At 41.4% G+C, this 21118-nt stretch carries 20 protein-coding genes, 1 pseudogene and 1 riboswitch; of the genes and pseudogenes, 12 read left to right on the forward strand and 9 right to left on the reverse strand.

Going from position 1 to position 21118, the window contains the following annotated elements; all coding sequences use genetic code 11:
• Positions 1–162: 162 nt before the first annotated feature.
• The 3 genes from MPH60_RS21500 to MPH60_RS21510 are packed head-to-tail and all read left to right on the forward strand — an operon-like array spanning position 163 to position 2020.
• Complete coding sequence (locus MPH60_RS21500; RefSeq protein WP_241590127.1) at positions 163–474, forward strand: hypothetical protein; 312 nt, start codon at positions 163–165, stop codon at positions 472–474.
• Entirely contained in the window at positions 471–1748 is a 1278-nt protein-coding gene (locus MPH60_RS21505; protein ID WP_241590126.1) for an ammonium transporter, read from the forward strand. Before MPH60_RS21500 ends, MPH60_RS21505 begins: the two co-directional genes overlap by 4 nt.
• A 44-nt stretch (positions 1749–1792) precedes the next feature.
• Positions 1793–2020: a group-specific protein gene (locus tag MPH60_RS21510; protein ID WP_241590125.1), complete on the forward strand. Its 228-nt coding sequence runs from the start codon at positions 1793–1795 to the stop codon at positions 2018–2020.
• Between the two features lie 278 nt (positions 2021–2298).
• On the opposite strand, the gene MPH60_RS21515 is transcribed toward MPH60_RS21510, so the two are convergent.
• Positions 2299–2736, reverse strand: a complete 438-nt coding sequence (locus MPH60_RS21515) for a hypothetical protein (protein ID WP_241590124.1) — start codon at positions 2734–2736, stop codon at positions 2299–2301.
• Positions 2737–2985: 249 nt separating this feature from the next.
• Here MPH60_RS21515 and MPH60_RS21520 point away from each other — a divergent pair, with 249 nt between their 5' ends.
• From MPH60_RS21520 to MPH60_RS21540, 5 genes and pseudogenes are all read left to right on the forward strand, one after another.
• Positions 2986–3642 carry a 5-bromo-4-chloroindolyl phosphate hydrolysis family protein gene (locus tag MPH60_RS21520; RefSeq protein ID WP_241590123.1) on the forward strand — a complete coding sequence of 219 codons (657 nt, stop codon included), beginning with the start codon at positions 2986–2988 and terminating at the stop codon, positions 3640–3642.
• Positions 3639–4811, forward strand: coding sequence for a toxic anion resistance protein (locus MPH60_RS21525; protein ID WP_241590122.1), 1173 nt, complete (start codon positions 3639–3641; stop codon positions 4809–4811). Before MPH60_RS21520 ends, MPH60_RS21525 begins: the two co-directional genes overlap by 4 nt.
• A gap of 11 nt (positions 4812–4822) precedes the next feature.
• Positions 4823–5392: a nitroreductase family protein gene (locus MPH60_RS21530; RefSeq protein ID WP_241590121.1), complete on the forward strand. Its 570-nt coding sequence runs from the start codon at positions 4823–4825 to the stop codon at positions 5390–5392.
• Positions 5393–6015: 623 nt separating this feature from the next.
• Positions 6016–6093, forward strand: a pseudogene (locus tag MPH60_RS28005) (SEC-C metal-binding domain-containing protein); the annotation flags it as partial.
• Between the two features lie 319 nt (positions 6094–6412).
• Positions 6413–7408: a S8 family peptidase gene (locus tag MPH60_RS21540; RefSeq protein WP_241590119.1), complete on the forward strand. Its 996-nt coding sequence runs from the start codon at positions 6413–6415 to the stop codon at positions 7406–7408.
• A 51-nt stretch (positions 7409–7459) separates the two neighbouring features.
• Here the strand turns inward: MPH60_RS21540 and MPH60_RS21545 are convergent, their stop codons facing one another.
• Positions 7460–8122 carry a YcnI family copper-binding membrane protein gene (locus tag MPH60_RS21545; protein WP_241590118.1) on the reverse strand — a complete coding sequence of 221 codons (663 nt, stop codon included), beginning with the start codon at positions 8120–8122 and terminating at the stop codon, positions 7460–7462.
• Between the two features lie 18 nt (positions 8123–8140).
• The gene (locus MPH60_RS21550; protein WP_241590117.1) at positions 8141–9775 is read right to left on the reverse strand and encodes a copper resistance CopC/CopD family protein; all 1635 of its coding nucleotides are present in this window, start codon (positions 9773–9775) and stop codon (positions 8141–8143) included.
• Between the two features lie 297 nt (positions 9776–10072).
• Between MPH60_RS21550 and MPH60_RS21555 the strand changes: the two genes are divergently transcribed.
• Positions 10073–11599 carry a cadherin-like beta sandwich domain-containing protein gene (locus tag MPH60_RS21555; RefSeq protein ID WP_241590116.1) on the forward strand — a complete coding sequence of 509 codons (1527 nt, stop codon included), beginning with the start codon at positions 10073–10075 and terminating at the stop codon, positions 11597–11599.
• Positions 11600–11650: 51 nt separating this feature from the next.
• Here MPH60_RS21555 and MPH60_RS21560 read toward each other — a convergent pair whose 3' ends face one another.
• The 3 genes from MPH60_RS21560 to MPH60_RS21570 form a co-directional block, all read right to left on the reverse strand.
• The gene (locus MPH60_RS21560) at positions 11651–13282 is read right to left on the reverse strand and encodes a PAS domain-containing sensor histidine kinase (RefSeq protein WP_241590115.1); all 1632 of its coding nucleotides are present in this window, start codon (positions 13280–13282) and stop codon (positions 11651–11653) included.
• Positions 13283–13396: 114 nt separating this feature from the next.
• Positions 13397–14053 (reverse strand): TVP38/TMEM64 family protein, encoded by a 657-nt coding sequence (locus tag MPH60_RS21565; protein ID WP_241590114.1) that lies wholly within the window; start codon positions 14051–14053, stop codon positions 13397–13399.
• A 123-nt stretch (positions 14054–14176) separates the two neighbouring features.
• Positions 14177–14662, reverse strand: coding sequence for a QueT transporter family protein (locus tag MPH60_RS21570; RefSeq protein ID WP_048686195.1), 486 nt, complete (start codon positions 14660–14662; stop codon positions 14177–14179).
• Between the two features lie 6 nt (positions 14663–14668).
• Positions 14669–14713, reverse strand: a riboswitch (PreQ1 riboswitch).
• 171 nt (positions 14714–14884) lie between these two features.
• Between MPH60_RS21570 and MPH60_RS21575 the strand changes: the two genes are divergently transcribed.
• A complete protein-coding gene (locus tag MPH60_RS21575; protein WP_241590113.1) occupies positions 14885–15406 on the forward strand; it encodes a YbaK/EbsC family protein in 522 nt (173 codons plus the stop codon).
• Positions 15407–15543: 137 nt separating this feature from the next.
• Positions 15544–16356, forward strand: coding sequence for a hypothetical protein (locus MPH60_RS21580; RefSeq protein WP_241590112.1), 813 nt, complete (start codon positions 15544–15546; stop codon positions 16354–16356).
• An 81-nt stretch (positions 16357–16437) separates the two neighbouring features.
• On the opposite strand, the gene MPH60_RS21585 is transcribed toward MPH60_RS21580, so the two are convergent.
• The gene (locus tag MPH60_RS21585; protein ID WP_214745573.1) at positions 16438–16734 is read right to left on the reverse strand and encodes a DUF3892 domain-containing protein; all 297 of its coding nucleotides are present in this window, start codon (positions 16732–16734) and stop codon (positions 16438–16440) included.
• A gap of 274 nt (positions 16735–17008) precedes the next feature.
• Between MPH60_RS21585 and adhP the strand changes: the two genes are divergently transcribed.
• Positions 17009–18022, forward strand: a complete 1014-nt coding sequence (gene adhP, locus MPH60_RS21590) for an alcohol dehydrogenase AdhP (RefSeq protein WP_076372823.1) — start codon at positions 17009–17011, stop codon at positions 18020–18022.
• Between the two features lie 40 nt (positions 18023–18062).
• On the opposite strand, the gene MPH60_RS21595 is transcribed toward adhP, so the two are convergent.
• Entirely contained in the window at positions 18063–19493 is a 1431-nt protein-coding gene (locus MPH60_RS21595; RefSeq protein WP_241590111.1) for a sigma-54-dependent transcriptional regulator, read from the reverse strand.
• A gap of 4 nt (positions 19494–19497) precedes the next feature.
• Positions 19498–21114, reverse strand: a complete 1617-nt coding sequence (locus MPH60_RS21600) for a GAF domain-containing sensor histidine kinase (protein WP_241590110.1) — start codon at positions 21112–21114, stop codon at positions 19498–19500.
• Between the last annotated feature and the right edge of the window lie 4 nt (positions 21115–21118).

The following is a 21118-nucleotide window of genomic DNA, read 5'->3' on the forward strand; positions in this document are numbered from 1 at the left end:
TGAATTCAGAATTATTAATATAATGAGAAAACATAACGTGAATACGTGAGGTGATGTAACATTTATATTCGTGATGATTTATATAGTAGAGTTGTTTTTGAAATTTCATCTGAAGAAGTTGTAAAAGGACTGCTATTCCATAAAAGCAAACAAGAGTCGGAAATGGAATCGATCAAAGGTAAAATTCATAAATATGAGCAAAAACGAAGAGCTGAGGAAGCTTGGTATCAATCCCTATCACCATTTAAACGTTTTTTTACAGGGCGTGCTCCAAGTCATCACCAGGCCGTTGAGCATTTGGTGAATGTTAAAGATAGGTATAAACAAATCGAGAAAATAAAACAGAAGGTCGCTTTTTTAAATGAGATGATCGGTCTACTTGAAGCAGAACCGGAAAAACGGGAAATGAATTTACCATCTGACATCATTAACGAAATAATGGCCTGGCAGAAAGCGGAGGGAACGCCAAGATGACACTAGAAACGTTAAACGCTGGCTTGGATACGATTTGGGTGGTTCTGACAGCAGCCATGATTCTATTGATGGAGGGCGGGTTTGCTTTATTGGAGGCAGGGTTCGTCCGAACGAAGAATAATGTGAACATCATCATGAAGGTTTTTGCCGATATTACGATTGGAACGCTTTGCTATTTCGTCGTTGGTTTTGGCTTAATGTATGGAGCGGATGTATTTGGAATTATTGGAGCAAGCGGCTTTCTGCTGAAAGGAGATTTGTCGCATATAGACCTTACGATTTCCATCGACGCATTTTGGTTATTTCAAGGGGCATTCGTCATCGCCGTCATTTCCATCGTTTCGGGAGCCGTTGCAGAAAGGATCAATTTTCGGGCGTATCTTATTTTTGTCGTAATGATGACGGCATTTATCTATCCGATTGCCGGTCACTGGGTATGGGGCGGTGGCTGGTTAAGCAGGTTGGGCATGCAGGACTTCGCAGGGTCTGCGGTCATTCATGCATTAGGCGGTTTTTCTGCACTTGCGGCTGCCATTGTAATTGGACCGAGAGCAGGAAAATTCACTTTACGGGGGCCTAGCTCCATTTCACTGCCGAGCAATCTCCCACTTGCATCTGTTGGGGCATTTCTTTTATGGTTTGGCTGGTTTGGGTTTAATGCTGGAAGCACCTTGCAAGCTACTGATGGACGCATTGGCCATATTGCCATTGTCACGATGCTCTCAGCTGCATCAGGGGGAGCGGCGACCTTGCTTTATACACTTTTTAGATATGGACGCTCGGATGCACCTTCTGTCATCAATGGCTCACTTGCAGGTCTTGTCGGGATTACGGCTGGCTGTGCATTCGTAAGTGATCTGGCGGCATTGTTGATTGGAGCGGTATCGGGAATGTTGATGTTAGCTGCGACAAATTGGCTGGAAGCCCGAAAAATCGATGATCCGGTTGGTGCCTTTCCCGTACATGCGGCATCAGGGATGTGGGGTACGATAGCGGTAGGGCTTTTCTCCACTGAAAATGGATTGTTTGCCGGTGGGGGATGGCATTTGCTCGGAGTTCAAACATTAGGATTAGCAGTGTTATGCATTTGGGGCTTTTCAGTGACATGGCTCGTTTTTAAAGTTATAAATGTTTGGCTGCCTATAAGATCCACTGAAGAAGAAGAAGAACTTGGGTTGGATATCAGTTATCATGGCATCATGGCCACACATACCTCGCCGGAGTTCATCAAGGTAGAGGACTACTATAAGCAGGATGAAGAATTGACAAGGTAATGTCCATCATACAATGGTAGAATCAATTAAGAGGTGAATTTTAAATGAGTGCATGCAATCTTAATCATTCGCAGCAAGATGTCAGGATGAAATTTAAGAGTCAAAAGGCATTTTTACCATCCGAATTGAGTCAAACATTAGATCGATATCTTGAAAAAAGTAATTCGCAGGAAACATTGAATGAACTTTTTCATCTATTGAAGAAGTATGACTTGTCTACCCAGGAGGAACAGGAATCAAGAAACGAAAAGTTGAAACGGATAATTCTGTAAACGAGAAAGAACGAGGGTGCAAGTATACTCCCGTTCTTTTTTGTTTTTTGCAGCATTATGGAAACTTCTGTTGAATTCCACGGGAATGTGGCTAACTAGCATTTTCTTTTTATTCAGCGCTTCAGTAATCATTTTAAGTAACGCGGACAAGGGTTAAGTGTAGCTTTAAAGATCTAATCAATCGTTTGATTAAATCTCATGAAATGACTGCCAGGCCTTCAATAAAAGCATGGAGAAAATAAAAAAGCGGGAGCCCATAAGGAGCTCCTGCTATTTCTTTAAAAACCATCATCTGTTGCGGTGAAGGGGATGTTAAGGTTTCGTTCAACGGCACGAAGTCTTTGATTTAGTCGATTCAGCCTATTCGTTTGACGTTGATCATTTTGACTCAGTCTGGTTATTTCTTGGTTTACACGGTTCACTTCTCGATTTATCCTTGTAATTTCTTGGTTCAGCCGAGTGAGTTCCCTCGATTGGCGCTCGTTTTGACGCTCAAGTTCCCGGACTCTTCTTTCAAGTTGTTGAGGCTGTCTTTCAACATCGAATTGGTCGGGCACCTGGCTATATGGATTTTCTTGTACCTGCTGAAGGTTCCAATCTTGCTGTGGCATGTAATCAAATCGTTCAGGCTGTTGGAAATATGGGTTATAATTAGGCTCAAAGTACTGGTAATTTCCATTTTGTTGTGGAAAAGGGTAAAATCCGTATGAATTCATGGTCAACTCTCCTTTTTTAATCAGGATGGATACGTTATAACTTATGTAAGTTCCGGTGAAGTGACTAGGCATTAGCCCATAAAAGCGGGGAGAAGAGTTAATTTACAGAAAAAATTTCAATAAATTTGCAGAAACCATCCGGTTCCTATATCGTTTAGGATAGGAGAAATTCTTTTAATCCATCTTGAAACCAATTCCAAGGATAATCCGTATATATAGAAAAGAGTGTAAGTCAGGAGTGTAATGATTATGAATCGATTTCTTGCTGATTTTTTTCCGATATTGATCGCATTTCCAATGGTTTTGCCGGTTTGGATAATTAGCTATTTTGTATTGAATCAACCGTTTGCCCTGTCCGTTGCCATATCTTTAGCAGGAGGGGTGCTTGCATACTGGCTAAGTTCCGTATATTTTTCATCAAGATACCTCAAGAAACATGAATTGACGAGAAAAGAATATCAATATATAAAGAAAAATTTAACTGAAGCAAAACCGAAGATTTGGCGGGTGCAAAAAGCACTAATCTCGGTCAGGCATATCTCTTCTTTCAAACAGAGGAAGGATATGATTAAAATGATCAGGAAAATATATAGTCTGACGAAAAAAGAACCGAAGCGGTTTTATAAGGCGGAACAATTTTATTACTCGCATTTGGATTCCGCCATGGAGCTTGCGGAGAAGTATGTTTTTTTAGCACAGCAGCCAAAAAAGAATAGGGAACTCGAACTCTCCTTAACAGAGACTCGTAAAACTTTAAAGGAACTCACTAATACGATAGAAAAGGATTTATATAAAGTGATTGCCGATGATATCGATCACCTTAACTTCGAATTGGATGTTGCTAAGCAATCCATTAAAACGAGAAAAGAGTCACAAGTAATTGATGAAAGCAGGAGGTTAAAATGAATAACAATGATCCAAACCTGTTGAATAAAACGAACAATGCCAGTTTGATCGATGACCTTTTAGCCAATCCATTTGAAGGGGTTCAGGAGCTGGAGAAAGCATCTTCACAGGAAGCGAAACCGGTTAAACTGATTGATGTCATTCCTGAGGAGAACAGGGCAAAGGCTTATCAGCTTGCCGAACAAATCGACCCAACGAATCACCAGGCGATGATTTCCTATGGTACACCCGCCCAATCAAAGCTCCTGACCTTTTCTAATTCCATGCTTGAGCATGTCCAGAAAAAAGATGTGGGTGAAGTGGGCAACATTATCAGTGATTTAATGAAAAAGTTAAACGAGCTTAGCCCGGATGAGCTAAAACCGGATAAGCCCTCATTCTTTGCACGTATGTTCGGGAAGCTCTCGGGATCTGTACAGGAGGTGCTATCCAAGTATCAAAAAACAGGGGCCCAAATTGATCGTATCAGTGTGAAACTCGATCGGAGCAAGAATATCCTGCTATCGGATATCGTAATCCTTGAAAAGCTATATGAAACGAATAAGGATTACTTCCAGGCATTGAATGTCTATATTGCAGCCGGGGAAATCAAACTCGAAGAAATCCATGGGAAAACGATTCCGGAGCTAAGGAAGTCCGCTGAATCAAGCAATGATCAAATGAAGTTTCAAGAAGTCAATGATATGCTGCAATTTGCTGAACGGTTGGATAAAAGGCTTCATGATTTGAAATTGAGTCGCGAAATCACGATTCAAAGCGCACCGCAAATCAGGCTGATCCAAAACACGAATCAGGCGCTAGTCGAGAAAATCCAATCTTCGATCATGACGGCGATTCCGCTTTGGAAAAATCAGGTTGCGATTGCATTGACCCTAATCAGGCAAAGGCATGCTGTAGAAGCACAAAAACAGGTTTCCAAGACTACGAATGACTTGTTATTGAAGAACTCTGAGATGCTGAAAACGAATACCATTGAAACGGCTAAAGAAAATGAGCGCGGACTTGTCGATATTGAAACATTAAAGAGAACTCAAGCTAACTTGATTTCCACGCTTGAGGAAACCATGAGGATTCAAGAAGAAGGAAGGCATAAACGCCGGCAAGCCGAACAGGAATTGGCTTCAATGGAAAATGAACTGAAACAGAAACTATTAGAGATAAAGGGATAAGGGGAGATAACATGGAAACTATCGAGGCTATAAAAACGAGAAGAAGCATTGGAATCGTTAAGCAAGATCCGGTACCTAAGGAAATGATCGAGCAAATCATTGAAGCTGGAACGTATGCACCCAATCATCATCGAACGGAGCCTTGGCGCTTTTTTGTATTGACAGGAGAAGGAAGAAATAAACTTGGCCAGGTGTTCGAAGAAATTACAAGAATTGAAAATGCTGATGATACCCCTGAAAGTTTAATCAGCAAGCTCGAACGGCAAAAAAAGAATCCATTAAGGGCTCCAGTCATCATCGCAGTGGGCATAGAGCCTAGCGATAAGAATAATGTCCTTGTGGCAGAAGAATATGCGGCAGTGAACAGTGCCATTCAAAACATGCTTCTTGCAGCACATTCCCTAGGTCTGGGAGCAGTATGGAGAACGGGGAAAATAACTTATCATGAAAAGGTCCGTGAATTTTTCAATTTATCCTCTAAAGGAGAGGTATTGGCTTTCATATACTTGGGTTATCCTGACATGGAGCCGAAACCTGCTAAGAAAACACCGTTTGATGAATTGACCACATGGATCGGATGAAGGATTGAGGGGCAGCTGCATCAGTGTATAGACACTGATGCAGCTTTTTTTTTGCCGTCAATAAGGCTTCCTTAAAACTGATTTTGCTGAAAGGGATTTGGATCCGTCAGGCTTCGTTTCAAGTGACGATTGATGAATTAGGTTGTACAATACATAGGAAGAATAAATTTTGATGAATTAGGATGTGTCTATAGATGAGAACGATTGATCCATTTGAGATACTTGATGGAAAAGCGATAAAATATTTGGATGTTTTTGGCGTGGAGGATGGAATTGCTTTAAAGAGTAAGTATGAAGATAAAACGTATTGGATATATGATTATTATTGCATGCACCAGACTTGTGATTGCCGGGAAGTATACCTTGAATTCGTTGAGGAGCTTAAAGGCAATAAACAGGCAGGACAGCATTTTGGAGTGAGGGTTTCTTTCGGTGATAATCAATTTGTCCTGGAGGATTATAATATTTCCAAGCAAAAGGCGATGGATATTGCGGAAGATACGTTAAAATACAGTAAAGATGTTATGGATTTATTTAAACAGCGGTATCAGCAAATGAAGGAAAAAGGCACGCAAATCATCATGGAAAGTGCAAAGGCGGCTAAAATGCCGCATGTTCATACAGAACCGGTCATTGGCAGAAACGAACCTTGCCCGTGCGGAAGCGGGAAAAAATACAAAAAATGCTGCGGCGCGGCTTAACATCTCATGGAAGCTGACTCGATTTGGGGTCGCTTCTTTTTTATTTGGGAAAAAATTGAGTAATGAATAAAAAAAATATGGCATTTAACGAACGTTTGTTCTATAATTAGAGTACCAGATAATAACACAAAAAGAAATAAAAAGTAGTCATTTAGACGGAATTTTCCAAAAACTTCTTTTTTATTTTCATAAATCTGGTATATATAAGAGAGAAGAGTTTTTTGATCTCATCTCTTTCAACGGTAGACGGCAACCAGACGGGATGAAAATCCCCCACTGATGGCAGTTTAACTTATTGAACGAAGGAAGGGGTAATCAAATGACAAGAGAAAAAAGATTAATACCTTACAAAGTTCTTGAAGTAATGGAAGCGGTGAAAGAGAAGATTCCTGAGGGTGTCGAGCTTGTGAAAGCACCGGCGATTTGGGAAAAAAGCAATTATGGTGAGGGCGTGGTAGTTGCCGTCATCGACACAGGCATTGACAAGGGACATCCAGACCTCAAGGAAAGAATCATTGGCGGGAAGGATTTTACCAATACTGGGGATTATCAAGATGATAACGGACATGGGACACATGTCAGCGGTACGGTTGTGGCTGCCATTAATAATGCTGGCGTAGTGGGAGTGGCTCCGAAAGCGAGCATATTAGCGTTAAAGGCCCTAAATGGTCAAGGGCAAGGCGATATAGATTGGATTAATGGGGCTCTAGAGTATGCAATCAATTGGCGGGGACCTAATGAAGAAAAGGTTTCGGTTATTTCTCTTTCACTTGGCGGACCTCCGGATGAGACTGAACACAAACTCATTCAAAAGGCCCTTCAGAACGATATCCTTGTTGTTTGTGCAGCCGGAAATAGCGGTGATGGGCGTCATGAAACGGATGAATTGGATTATCCAGGAGCATATCCCGAGGTAGTGGAAGTCGGAGCTGTGGATTTAAGCAGAAATTTAGCGGATTTTTCAAATACGAATGATGAAATTGACTTGGTGGCGCCAGGGGTCGATATTCTTTCTACGTATCCAGGGAATAAATATGCCAGGTTGAGCGGAACGTCAATGGCTACGCCTCATGTAAGCGGTGCAGCAGCCCTCTTGAAAGTGATTGCCGAAAAGGAATTTGAACGCAATTTAACTGAAGCGGAATTATATGCACAGCTGGTGAAGAGTACGGAAGATCTGGGAATAAGCAAAAAAGCACAGGGAAATGGATTGCTTAACTTAACGATAGCGGACCAAAGAGCTGATAAATCGATTAAGATTACCATAGAATCAGAAAATATTAAGTTACCGAGTAAATCGGTGGTCATGGAATAATAGAAGAGAAAAAAGGTGCCTCAAGAATTTTTGGGGCACCTTCCATAATGATTATTTTTTAGTTTTCCTTAGAGCTGCAAAAAGCGCTACAATGGACAGAATTAGTGAAATGACAGCGAGAGTGATGATCAGTGTTTGATTGCCATCACCTTCTGTTGTTGCTGAATCCTTTGAATTGTCAGTTGCCGTGGAATCATTAGTGTCTGCTTCATCTTTGTGGCCATGGTCCGCAGGTTCTGCATCAGCCTTGGGCGCAACTGTAATCTCCGTTACAGAATGCGGTAGGTCTGAGCCTTCATCACCGCTCCATTCAACAATTTCACCATCTTCGTAATACTGAAATGCATCCCAGGCAACTTTCGTTTCTTCTTTAGGATTTTGTGCTACGAAAGAGAATTGCTGGAATTGTCCAGCTGCTATTCCTTCATCAGTTGCTGCCCAAGTTACCGATTTTACATGCCCATCTTTGTCACTCTCTGTCGTTACTTTCCACCCCGGTACAGGCTGATAGCTTTCAAAGGTAACCCCTTCAGGAACTTTTAAAGTCACCTTTGTCGTGGCAGTTTCTTTTTCTACTGGTACTTTGAGTGTATAAGTTTCCCACGCCTCAGGTGCAGATGAACTAGGCTTGACTGTAACGTGAGCATATGCTGAACCGGAAAAAATGAAAAATGCGGCAAATGTAAAAATAAGAAGCTTTGAAATGTTTTTCATTAGTATTAATCCCTCCTGTTATGAATTTCCTATAAAAATTATAAAATCAGCATTGATTGAATCCAGGCTTTCAGTTAATCCGTGAACATGGATACTCCACTTTCCTGGCATGGTTAATATAGACTTTGATGTAAATGTACCTTTGTTTTTCTCCTTCATCTGCAGCTTCATTTCACCATTTGGCGTATCTAATGGCTGCATTGTGATTGTAAGCTGCTCTATATCAGCAATTGGCTTACCTTCATTGGAAAGGTTTACTTGAATCAGGTTATCTCCAACTTCATTGGGGGTCACCATTAATGTAACCTCATTATTTTCTTCAGTCAGTAAGGTCTTTTCAATGGGACCGGGAGAAGACATGGCAGTTTGGATATTTGTCAATAAAGCTGCAACGAGAAGTATGACGACCCCTAAACCAAACTCCATTCCCACACTATAACCAAGTTTTTTCGTTTGCTTTTTCCCTCGGAGAAAATGAAAGCCTCCTAGAACGATCATGACTAACATGAGACCGACTTTCGCTAGTAACAATTGGCCATATGTTGTGTTAAACAATGAATGGATAGTCGGTACATGCTGTAAACTGCTATATATCCCGCTGACAATCAGTATGATTACAAACAGAAATGCCCATTTGGAAAACCTTGAAATGATTGACCAGTAAAACGTTTTCTTATCTTCTTGAACTGCCTGCCGATCGGCAAGCCCAGGCAAAATCACCAATAAGGCCATAAGGCCGCCGAGCCATAAAGCCATGGACAATAAATGAAGGAAATCCATCAAAACGGCCAGTACCTGATTAGGAACGGCTGCTGTATGTCCAGTTAAAGCCTTACAAATCATCAAACAGGCAATTATGATGAAAGAAAGGTAAGGTAGTGATTTTTTCAGGGAGTTCTCGAGCATGAAATAAATCACTAAAAATAGAAGCAGCAATATTAGAATTTCAATGATCCAGACCGATCCAAAGTTTGTCCCATTCAATACTTCTTTTATATAACTAACTTTAAATGCATCAGTCCAGCATACGCCAGCATCAATCGTTACTTTTAAAGGCAGACTGCAGAAGATGGAAAATGCTAAACCTGCATATGAAAGCCAAAGGAATAGACGAGTTCTTCTGCTAGCTTCAAAAAGTCTAGAATCCTGCATTAAAGATAATCTAAAAAAAAGGATTCCGGTTAGGGCAGCGAAGCATATGTATTGAAGACTTTGCAGGATTACATTGAAGGAATTCGGAAAGCTTGCATTCACTTCGGAATTTTCTTGGTCTGAAAGACCAGCTGAGTCCCCGAATTGAAAGGGTATTGTTCCTTCAATGGGATGGCCATCACTCGAAACCACTCTCCATTTAATGTAGTAAATCCCTTCATCGATAGTGCCCTTCCATTTAGCTTCCAGTACTTTTTCACTTTGTTCCGAGATTGCACTGTCTTGGATTTGAATTTTGTCCCCATCTTGGCTGAATACCTCAAGCGAATGGAAAGCTGGTTGTATATTCTCACTGAATTGAATGCTGATTTTTTCAGGAAGAGTATCCATCGCTTCATTCGGGCTAGGGTTAGAGCTTATTATTGTAGCATGACCAAAAGCCATTGCCGGGTTTAAAAGCAAAACGAACAGACTGACTATCAGCCAAAAATATTTTTTCATCTTTGTGTGCCATCATCCTTTCATCAGATTATGTAAGCTTATTATAAAAGGAAAATGTGAAAAAACAGTGAAAATAAATTAGTTATCTAAAGGCAGTTTAAGAGGTTCGCTAGAAAAGTGATAACAATAAGGTAAGATGACCTGCCTCCCTCCATTATAACCATAGTATTGGTTGGCGATTCCGCTTTGCACCAAAGCCATCAAAGGTATCCTCAAAAAAATCCATTAAGAAATAATTAAGGTTCCTTTGGTAACCTGGCCCTATCATGTTTGCAGGAATTATAGGAGGGAAAGGCATTGCTAAAGAAGGGATTAAAAGAAAAAAGTGTGAAGGTGATCTTGGTTGGTTCCCTTGTGGGGATGGGAACATCCATCTATATGCCCGAGGCAAGGGCAGCGGAAGGCACTTCTGTCATTCAGGAAGAGGCAAAAACGGTAAATAGTCTTTCAAAGCTAGAAATAGAAGGGATAGCACTGGATCAAAAATTTTCAGAAGATGTACACGATTATAGTTCGGCAGTGGGGAATGATGTGGAAAAAATCACATTGCTTGCAGCAAGTTCTAACGAGAATGCAGCCATATACGTGAATGGTCTAAAAATGACAGAGGGGAAGGTGAAGGACTTACCGCTTCAAACTGGTATGAATACGTTTGAAATCACCGTCAGCGATGGGGAAAATGAAACGTTTGCCTATACCCTCAATGTCGAAAAACTTGAAAGTGATGATAACCTTTTAACATCGATTGGATTATCAAAAGGCTCATTTACATTCGATTCTAAAGTGACAGCTTATAATGCTTCAGTTGAAAATGAAGTCCAGTCCATTACAGTAACTCCGACATTGAGTGACAGTACCGCAATTGTAAAGGTGAATGGAAAGGATGCAACCGGTGCAGGTGTAAAGGTTACCCTTCCAATCGGTAAGACAACGGTGAAGATTATCGTTACAGCAGAAAATGGAGATGAAAAAACATATACGCTTACGATTACACGGGCGACAGAAACCGAATCGAAAGATGCTCCTAAAGAGAGTGAAGTTCAAAAGGAGCCTTCAACAGAAACAAGTAAAGCTCAACCTTCATCCGAAAAGGGGAATAAATCTTCTTTAACATCAGCAGAATCCTCGGATAAGGGGAGTAAATCATCATTAACATTAGTGGAATCCTCGGATAAGGAGAGTAAATCATCATTAACATCAGTGGAATCCTCGGATAATCTAAAACCAAGCAGTGGTGCCAGCCAAGTACCGAAAGCACAGCAACTTGAAAGTAGTTCAACCCAAAAACTGAAAACGGATTCTATAGAGAAGGTAGCGTCAGCAGATTCTTTAGGCAAGGAAGGCAATAATGCACCAGTGTTGAACAATCTGACTGTATCAACCGGAGTATGGAACAAATCTTTTGAATCTAATGAGCATACCTATCATATCGAGGTCGATAATGATATTTCTTCAGTCGAAATGGATGCAGCGACAAATGCCAGCGGAACAACGATTGAATATGACGGTGAGAGCAGTAAACAAGTGAAGATCAAGGATAAAGCGAAGACGGCCATTTCCGTTACCGTATCAAAGGATGGGGAGCGCCGGACTTATGTCCTTGTTTTTGAAAAGGATATGGAGGTGGAGATGGATGAGGAAGAAACCGTGGATGATGTCAAAACAAAAGAAGCTGAAGTTGAGGCAACACAAATGAGTACGGCTGGCAAGAAAGTGAGTGATACATCCAATGAAACAGAAGGCCAGGTTAATGTGAAACAGCCTGTCGAGACTGTGTCATTCTTTGGGAATATAAAGGATTTCTTCACCTCCCTGTTTAAATAGGATCGTACTGAATCCTGCAAAAAAGGACAAGGTTTAGGCTTGTCCTCGGATTCAAAATTTTATGGGCAAAATGATTTGGACCTCGGTTCCGTGGTTTAGTTCGCTGTTAAAGCGGACCTTTCCCCGATGCGCCTCGATGATTCGACAACTGACTGTCAGTCCTAATCCGGTTCCTTTTTCTTTAGAAGAATAGAAAGGTTCACCAAGATGCTTTATCCGGTTTTTTTCAATTCCGCTTCCATTATCTTTGATGGTGATGGAAAGGTTATGGTCCATGCGTTCGAAATCAATCCAAATATGATCGGCGGATGCCTCCATTGAATTTTTGAGCATGTTTATGAAAACTTGTTTTAGTTGGTTTCCCTCACATAATAGAAGCGGTATTTCGTTTTTAACAGATATTGATATTTGGGTGGGGTACGAGTCCGCCTCCGGTTTCAACAAGGTTTTGACATCATTCATCAGGTCGATGATTTGATGTTTGCTGAATGGAAGTTCCTGTGGTTTTGCCAGAACGAGTAACTCGCTTACAATAAGATTGATCCGGTCCAACTCACTTAACATGATTGTGTAGTAATGTTCATAGGGATGGTCGCTCTTTTTAAGCAGCTGGACGAAACCTTTTAAAGAAGTCAGCGGGTTTCGTACCTCGTGGGCCACACTTGCGGCAAGTTCGCCGACTATCGATAATTTTTCGGTTCTTCTTAAGCGTGCTTCGGTTTCCCGGATTTGAGTGACTTCTTTAGCATAAGTAATGATTCCGACTAAATCCTCGCCAACCATCATCGGGACAAACGTACAAGAAAGTAAGATGGGCGTCCCGTACTTCGTCAGAAATTCTATATCTTTCCCTTTTTTGATCCCCTTATGATTTTCCATGACATATTGGCAAGATGTACGGATCAATTCCGCGTCTTCTGCGGAGAAGTTCAAATTAATGAATGAGGCTCCATGTATTTCTTCCTGTTGAAAGCCTGTTACCGTTTCAAATCTAGGATTCACGGTTGTGATCATTCCATTTAAATCAAGCATCAGCATCGGATATGGGTTGTGTTCAAACAATGATTTATAGCGTTGTTCACTTTCGAATAATTGATTCTCCGCGACAACCCTTTCAGAAATATCCCTGCCAATGACGACTAAGCCTTTTCGTGAACCATCCTCATTGAACAAGGGAACCTTGATTGTATCAAAGGTCTTGTGATTTCCATCGGGAAGAGGGATGATTTCCTCACACCGTGTGATTTCCCCTTTTACCCACGTTTCTTCATCGGAAACTTCACAGTAGATCAACGACTCTTTATAAAATTCCGAGTATTCTGCGAGCTCACTGTCTCTTTTTCCCTTATAATCTACATGCTCCAATTGAAATAATTGCAGCCCGAAGGTATTGGATTCAAGCCATCGGCCATCACCATCCTTGAAGTTAACGAAATCCACCATTGAATTGATGAGTGTACGCCGACGTTGTTCCGCTTCTTTTAATCGTTTGAATTCTTCCCTTTTAGCTAAATAAAGATATAAGACCAAGCCTATCGATAAAAGGAAAACAAAGCCTTCCACTCTTTGAAGTTGAATAAAGACCTGTTTGTTTTGGATATTTGTAATTAAAAAGTAGTCGAACACGACTAATGTAAGAATCCCGGATAGGATATATATTGCTAAGATGGAGCGTTTGGACATGGAGATTCTCCCTGATTTTAAGACATTACAAAGGTAAAATTACATACACATTTTAACAAACTATCGGAAAAAAATATATGCAGAATCCTAAATAAAAAAACAGGGCCAATGTGGTCACCTGTTTTTTCTGAAGAAGGTAAGTTTCTTTTTCTTTTTTGCACGCTTATAGATAATGAAAAATAGTAAGAAGAGGAGTGCGAGTGCAGCTAGCGTATATTGGTTCATTTCAACAGATAGCAGTCCATAGGGAATCAGCGATAGGAAGAAAAAGTATATAAGGTTGCCAAGGGCCGTCGCTAATAAAAAATCCTTGTACGTGACAGTGCTGACTCCAGCTGCCAAGTTAATTAAGCTTGTTGGGATAAGCGGGAAAATCCTGCCTGTAAAAACGTACATGAAGCCATGCTCCACAACGGTTTCTTGCCACTTTTCGCCAATCTTCTTTAAGAGAAGCTCCTGAAACCAGTTTCTTGCTGCATAAAAAATGAATCCTGAGGCAACAACACTTGTAAACCAACTCCATAGATAGCCATATATGAATCCGAATATCGTGACATTGATAGTCAGGAGCAAAATTAAGGGGATGATTGTAAAAGAATTTTGTACAAACATCAATACGAATGTCACAATAAATGTAAGCAAAAGGTTTTCCTTCAATATGCTAATAACAGAATCCAGGTCACTTTTCCAAACCAAAGTGAACAGCTCTGCATTAGAGTATATAAATATTGCAATTACAAGTAGACCGATTATGGTCAGGACTTTTTTCAAAGGGCCACCACCATTCTTACTATTAGTTTATCATTTTCGAGTTCATTGGTGAAAAAAAAGAGCTGCCGCATCATGCAGACAGCTCTTTTCCATTATAGTGGCTTAACGGTTCGAAGATTCCTTTTAAAGCCACTTTTCAAACTGAATTCTTTTGTTCATTCCATAAATGATTGGCGCTCCAATCAGGAGGACAACGAACTCACCGACAGCCGTGGTCATCCAGCTTAGCCAGAATGGCAAGCCAAAGGCAAGGTTCAGTTCAATTGCAATTAAAAACATTGTGAACGTGAAAAAGATAATCGTGGCGATCATCCGTCCTTTAATGCCTTTTATGAAACGAGAAACATAAATGACAAGCAATAAGGCGAGCAGGGATTGCCCCACTCCAAAAATCAAATCATATGGCACCATCGGTGAAAAGAGCAGATTCGATATGAAGACTCCGCCAACGATACCGTAGATATACTTTTTATTGAATACAATCAGATGATTCAGCATTTCCGGTACACGGAATTGGAACATCTCAAAAGCTATTGGTTTAAACACCAATGAGACCGCAACATACAAGGCAGCCAATAACCCGTTTATCACGAGTGTACGAACATTCATTTTACTCTCTCCCTAGTTTTTTATCGTGGGATGGTTACGAACCACGTGTAGGCGTTTACCCAATGTTTAATAGTATCTCATGTAAGCTTGTTTCGTCAATTTGTAAAGAATGGTTTTAATTTATAAGTTTCCAAGCAGGAGTAAGTAGTGCAATGGGATTTTGATTTATTGCAATGAAGGATGATATTATTTCAATATGTATGTCAAAGGAGTGAATATAATATGTCGATCGAGAGTGTCAAAAGCCATTTTAAACAATGGAATCGGGAAGGCGACGTAAAGGAGTTCGAAACATCGAGTGCTACGGTGATTGAGGCAGCGGAAACCATCGGTGTTATACCAGCGAGGATTGCTAAGACTCTTTCCTTTAAAGGGGAAGGTGAACACGCGATTTTGGTGGTTGCCGCAGGGGACGCCAAAGTGGATAATAAGAAATTTCGTCAGACATTCGGCTTCAAGGCACGAATGCTTGCGCCTGAAGAAGTGCTTGCACAGACAGGCCATGCAATCGGAGGAGTTTGCCCGTTTGGTCTGGCAAACGATTTAGCTGTTTTTCTTGATGTATCGATGAAGCGCTTCGAGTCATTGTTCCCGGCTTGCGGCAGTGCGAACTCTGCAATAGAACTTACACTCGCTGAATTGTTTGAATATTCAGGTGCGAAGGATTGGGTGGATGTTTGTAAGGGTTGGGAAGAAAAGGGGAATGAGGAAACGGCAGTAGGCAATGCAGTTGATGGCATTTGATTAATGGTTGCCAAAAAATTAGATCCACATGATTGGGATTGAGTCCACTGCAGTGGACTTTATTTGTGGGGGCCGCATGCATTTCTATGATTAAAGCGGAAAAAGGGCAGAAAGTGTTCCTGAGCGGAGGTTGAAAGATGTTAAATGGAAGCGAAAGAAAAAGCAATAGTAGCTATCTTAGTCTTAAAACTCTTTATGAAGAAAATATAACGGTTAAGAGCATTGCCCAGGAGCTTGAGTTTTGCCATAAAAATGATCTGGCACTGGATATTCAGAAAGCATTGGAAAAAAAGAATTTTGATATATTGGCAGTCCAAGATCAAGGGGAAATCATCGGTTATATCGAAAGACAAGAACTAGGTGAAGGAACTATTTCTGAATATTTGAAAAACTTTTCACCAAGGGAAATGGTTTCGGATTCAACCCCTTTGATCCAGCTTCTCCATATTTTTAAGAATAAAACAAGGGTGTTCGTATTGGAGAATAATTCAATTAAAATGCTGATTACCCATGCCGACCTTCAAAAGCCTCCGATCAGGATGCTGATATTCGGATATATTACCTTATTGGAAATGAGGATGAGTGATATCATCCTGGATAGATTCGGCGATGGCAGCTGGTATCCAATGATCAGCGAAGACCGTTTAGAAAAGGCAACCGAATTATATAGAAGGAGAATCGATAAAAATGAGGATATCAATATAATAGAGTGCCTGCAAATCAGTGATAAATTCGATATTATACATAAAGATAAAGAATTGAGGTGCTTCTTCCAAATCCCGTCGAAAAGTAAAGGGAAGAAGGATGCGAACGCCATCCGGAAATTACGGGATAAGATTTCCCATGCTAATGAACTGGGTCTGGACATGTCATGGATGGAAATCATCGAGGTTGTCGAGTCCTGCGGCCGACTGCTCGAAATCTCTGAATCCTATCCTTACGAAAAATAAGATCCGGCTAATCATGCTGGTTCTTTTTTAGCTCATCCAGACAGAAAAAAACTGCCCATATCAGGCAGTCTCCCCGAAAATTCAAAACTCCGGCAGTTGATCCAGGTTATTTTCTTTTATCCCATCGGGCTCACTCCGCAATATGTCACGTCCATATTTATGAAAGACGTCAACATTGGCAAGGTTGCCCGCCTTTGCTTCCGAAAGGGCTGTGGGGTAGTCGAGTTCGCGGCCGGAGTTCGTCTTGATGGCGATAATATTGTCCTCTTCATTTTTCCTTACAGCGATGATTTCTTCTTTTCCTGCTGAATCAGGTTGGTTTGCTTGCGGTGTTCCCTGCTGTTTATATGATTCATAGGCTTTTTCAAATTGGTCCATGTTTTAGACACCTCCTATTTATAGGGTGAGCCATTTTTTCTGCAATATACAAACCGGATTTCGTCCAACTTGAGCCGTTAATTCGTCCAAATGGGCCGATTTTTCGGCACTTTTTTTTGTGATTGTTGTCTTCTTGGCCTTTTTGCAGTGGCATGGCACTTGCATCTTGTAAGTAGTAGTAAGAAATAATATCCACTGGATTAAGGGAGGAAAATGGATCATGAATGTAAAACAAGGGGCAAGCACTGTAAATAAGAAACAACAGGTCAAGACAATGAAAGCGGCGGTCGTCAATGAATTTAACCAAAAACTTGAGATTAAAGAAGTTCCCATCCCAGAGTTGGAATATGGTGAGATATTAGTGAAAATTAAAGCATGTGGCGTGTGTCATACCGACTTGCATGCGGTACATGGTGATTGGCCGGTAAAACCCAAGCTTCCGCTTATCCCCGGACATGAGGGTGTGGGCATTATAGAAAAGGTGGCAGAAGGCGTAACTTCCTTGAAAGTAGGTGACCGTGTTGGGATCCCATGGCTTTATTCGGCTTGTGGCGATTGTGAATACTGTCTGACCGGAAGGGAAACGCTTTGCTTGGATCAATTGAATGCAGGCTATTCCGTGGACGGTGGGTATGCTGAATATTGTAAAGCACCCGCCAAATATGTGGTGAAGGTTCCTGAAGGGCTTGACTTTGCGGAGGTTTCACCAATTTTCTGTGCAGGTGTAACGACCTATAAAGCGCTTAAGGTATCAGAAGCAAAGCCTGGTGATTGGGTAGCGGTTTATGGAATTGGCGGATTGGGACATGTTGCCCTGCAATATGCGAAAGCGATGGGCTTTAATGTCATTGCTGTCGATATTCAAGATGATAAGCTTGATCTTGCAACGGAACTTGGGGCGGATTACACGATTAATGGACTGAAGACCGATCCTGTACAGGCTATAAAGGATAAAGTTGGCGGTGTGCAGGCATCCATTTCTGTAGCGGTTACGAAAAAAGCTTTCGAACAGGCTTACAGTTCAGTCAAGAGGGGCGGGACACTTGTCGTAGTCGGATTGCCGAATGATGAACTTCCAATCCCGATTTTTGATACAGTGCTAAATGGGGTAACTGTAAAAGGGTCAATCGTCGGCACGAGAAAAGATTTACAGGAAGCTGTTCAATTTGCGGCTGAGGGTAAAGTCAGAACGAATATAGAGACGAGGAAACTTGATGAAATAAATGATGTGTTTTCAATGATGGAAAAGGGAGAAATCAACGGACGCATCGTATTGACGTTAGAATAGGAACAGAAGAGGATGCCCCCGGAACGGGGCATCCTCCTTTTTATGTCTGGTTCTTCTCATTTAATATATAACGTAATTTCCTTATGGATATCTGCAAGCGTTTGGCTGCTTCATTCCGGTTACCGTAGGTTTTTTGCAGTGCCTGCATGACGAGCTCCTTTCCAATTGTGGATTGAAGCTGTTTGATTTCCGTAAGAATTTCTTCAAGCATCAGTTCATCCTTCTCATTAAAGTCAGCCACCAGTCTTTTTCGCCATTCTTCAAGAAGGTTTTCAGTTGATTGAATCCCACTAGTGGACACGTTTTTGGCAGGGGCGATCTGGCTGTTAGTGAGAGAGATATCATTGGCTGATATTACCGACTTATGGTCTGCGAGAGTTAATGTGCGCATGACCACATTAGATAGTTCGCGTATGTTACCTGGCCAATTGTATCGCTGTAATTTTTCAATGGCTTCATTGGAAAAAGAGATATCTCCATGACCATTCCTCTCAATCAAGTGACGGACAAGCAAGGGAATATCCTCTTTTCGGTTCCTTAAAGGCGGGATATTGAGAGTCACGACGTTCAGTCGGTAAAATAGGTCTTCCCGGAATTTATTTTTGTCCACTGCCTGCTGCAAATTTTCATTGGAGGCCGCCACTAACCGGGCGTTCGTCCGTAATGTCCCGCTGCTGCCAACCCTCATGAATTCCCGCGTTTCCAAAACTCGAAGCAATTTGACTTGGATGGCGGGACTCGCATCCGCAATTTCATCAAGAAAAAGCGTCCCGTTCCCGGCAATTTCGAAAAAACCCTTTCGCAGCTGGGTCGCTCCCGTGAACGCACCCTTTTCATGACCGAATAATTCGCTTTCGAGCAGGGACTCGGAGATTGCTCCACAATTGATGCCGATAAAAGGTTCATGGTTTCGGGGGCTGGCAATGTGAATGAAGCGTGAAAGCACTTCTTTACCGCTTCCGGTTTCTCCCTCAATTAATACATTGACGGTTTTTTGAGCCACCTTGAAAGCCATTTCAATCAAATTTTTCATTAAAGGACTTTCGCCGACAATGAGTCCTGAATCCTCGGCCAGTTTATGGATGAAATGCTGATTCAAATCTTCATTTTCATTCAAAAGGTTGTCAATCTGCCTTTCCAGCACTTCAATATCCACAAAGGGTTTTTCCATATAATCACTCGCGCCAAGTTTCATTGCATCAACAGCGGTCTTGACGGTGCTGTATCCGGTCATGATCAGTACCTTGCAACGCGGCTGCAGCTGTTTTAGATGCTGCAGGAGGGAAAGTCCATCACAATCCGGAAGCTTCAGGTCTATCATTGCGACATCGAAACGCTGCTGATTCCAATCGATTTCATGAAAATCCTTCCCGCTATTCACAACTTGTACGATATAACCTTTCATCGTAAATAGGCGGGATAGAAAAGTTCCAACCTCTTTCTCGTCGTCTACCACAAGTAAATGAACCACATTATCATCCCCTTTCCTCTTCTGCTTGTAAGGGTAGCCTCAGGAAAAAAGTGCTTCCTTGTCCTGGTGTGCTCAAAACGTCGATCTTCCCACCATGGTCTTTGGCGATGCCAAGGCTTACAGACAGCCCCAAACCGGTACCTTTTTCACGGTCTTTAGTCGTATGAAAGGGATGGAATATGAAGGGCAGGCGTTCTTTTTCAATCCCTGTTCCGTTATCAGTCACCTGAACCACCAAGAACTCGTTTTCTGAATAGGTAGTGATCGCAATCGATTTTTTCGTTTGTTCGGACTCATCCAATGCGTCCTTTGCATTCAATAGCAAGTTGATGATGATTTGTTCGATCTGCGGCTGGCTGCCCTTTATGTAAGGAAGGTCTTCCTGAAGGGTAAGATGGAGGGATATCTGCTGCTTCCCAAGTTGGAACTTCAAAAGGTTCAGGACCTGGTGAATGGCTTCGTTAATAGAGTAATACTGGAATCTATACTCATCCTGCCTTGAAAAGGTAAGCAGGCTTTTCACTATTTGCCTGCATCGGTCCCCGCAAATCTTGATATCGTCCAATAGCATATAATCGAGATTGTCCTGAGGGGTTTTCCGCAATAAAATTTGCGAGTTACCAAGAATGGCCGTTAATGGGCTATTCAATTCATGGGCAATCCCTGCTGCCATTTCACCAATCGCCCCAAGTTTTCCGGCATGTAATAGCTGGACTTCCATCTGTCTTCTTTCGGTGACATTTTTATAATAAGCAATGACCCCATATACTTGTTGCTCATTATTCTGAATCGGGTAAGCGTGCATTTCCAAGATGGCATCATGTTGAAGGAGAATTTCCTGAAACCCTGGCTTATTAAATGAAAAGGTATCTTGAATCAGAGATTGGGATTTTTCAATTAAAGCAAGCAGGTCGGAAAAGTCCCTTGCTGAATCATTGGATCGATAGACGGTTCCTTTGTGATCAAAGACGATGATCATGTCTTCAACTGCCTTGAATGTATCCTCCCATTCCTGTTTGGAATGAAGAACTTCCTTATAAAGCTGGGCATTCTCCAAAGTTAACGCAAGCTGGTTGGATAGTTGTTCAAGAAATTCGAGTTCATCTTCAAGCCATGTTTTCTTTTTCTTCCTGCCGAAAGTCCAGATTCCGATTTTTTTACTTTTTCCGTATAAAGGGACTAATAGAAGTGATTCGATCTCAAGGGATAATAGACGTTCTTTTTCCCGGAAGTCCGGTAACCGTTTAACTTCCACTTGAATCGGCTGTTTATCCTTCAAGGCTGACGAGAAATCCTGAAAAGGGTGTAACAAGTTTTTGGTATCCATTTCAAGTTCGCAGTGACCATTAGGGCAGATGTGAAGCAGGGCAGGTTCTTCCTCATACAATATGACAAAATGACTGTCATCGAAGGTAATGAGATGCTTAAGTTTTGCAATAACATTTCGGAGAATCTCTTGGATGTCGATGTCCATATCCATATTTTTTGTGATGTCATTCATGATTTCAAGCTGCATATTCTTCTTTTTCAGCTGATCCACGGTTTTCTTAAGTTCCGTGTAATACGTTTTCTTTGCAGATTTCACACCTGTCATTAAATCTATCAATTCAAGTTTGTTCATGCGT

Source organism: Peribacillus sp. Aquil_B1 (genome assembly GCF_022603275.1).
GTDB lineage: Bacteria > Bacillota > Bacilli > Bacillales > DSM-1321 > Peribacillus.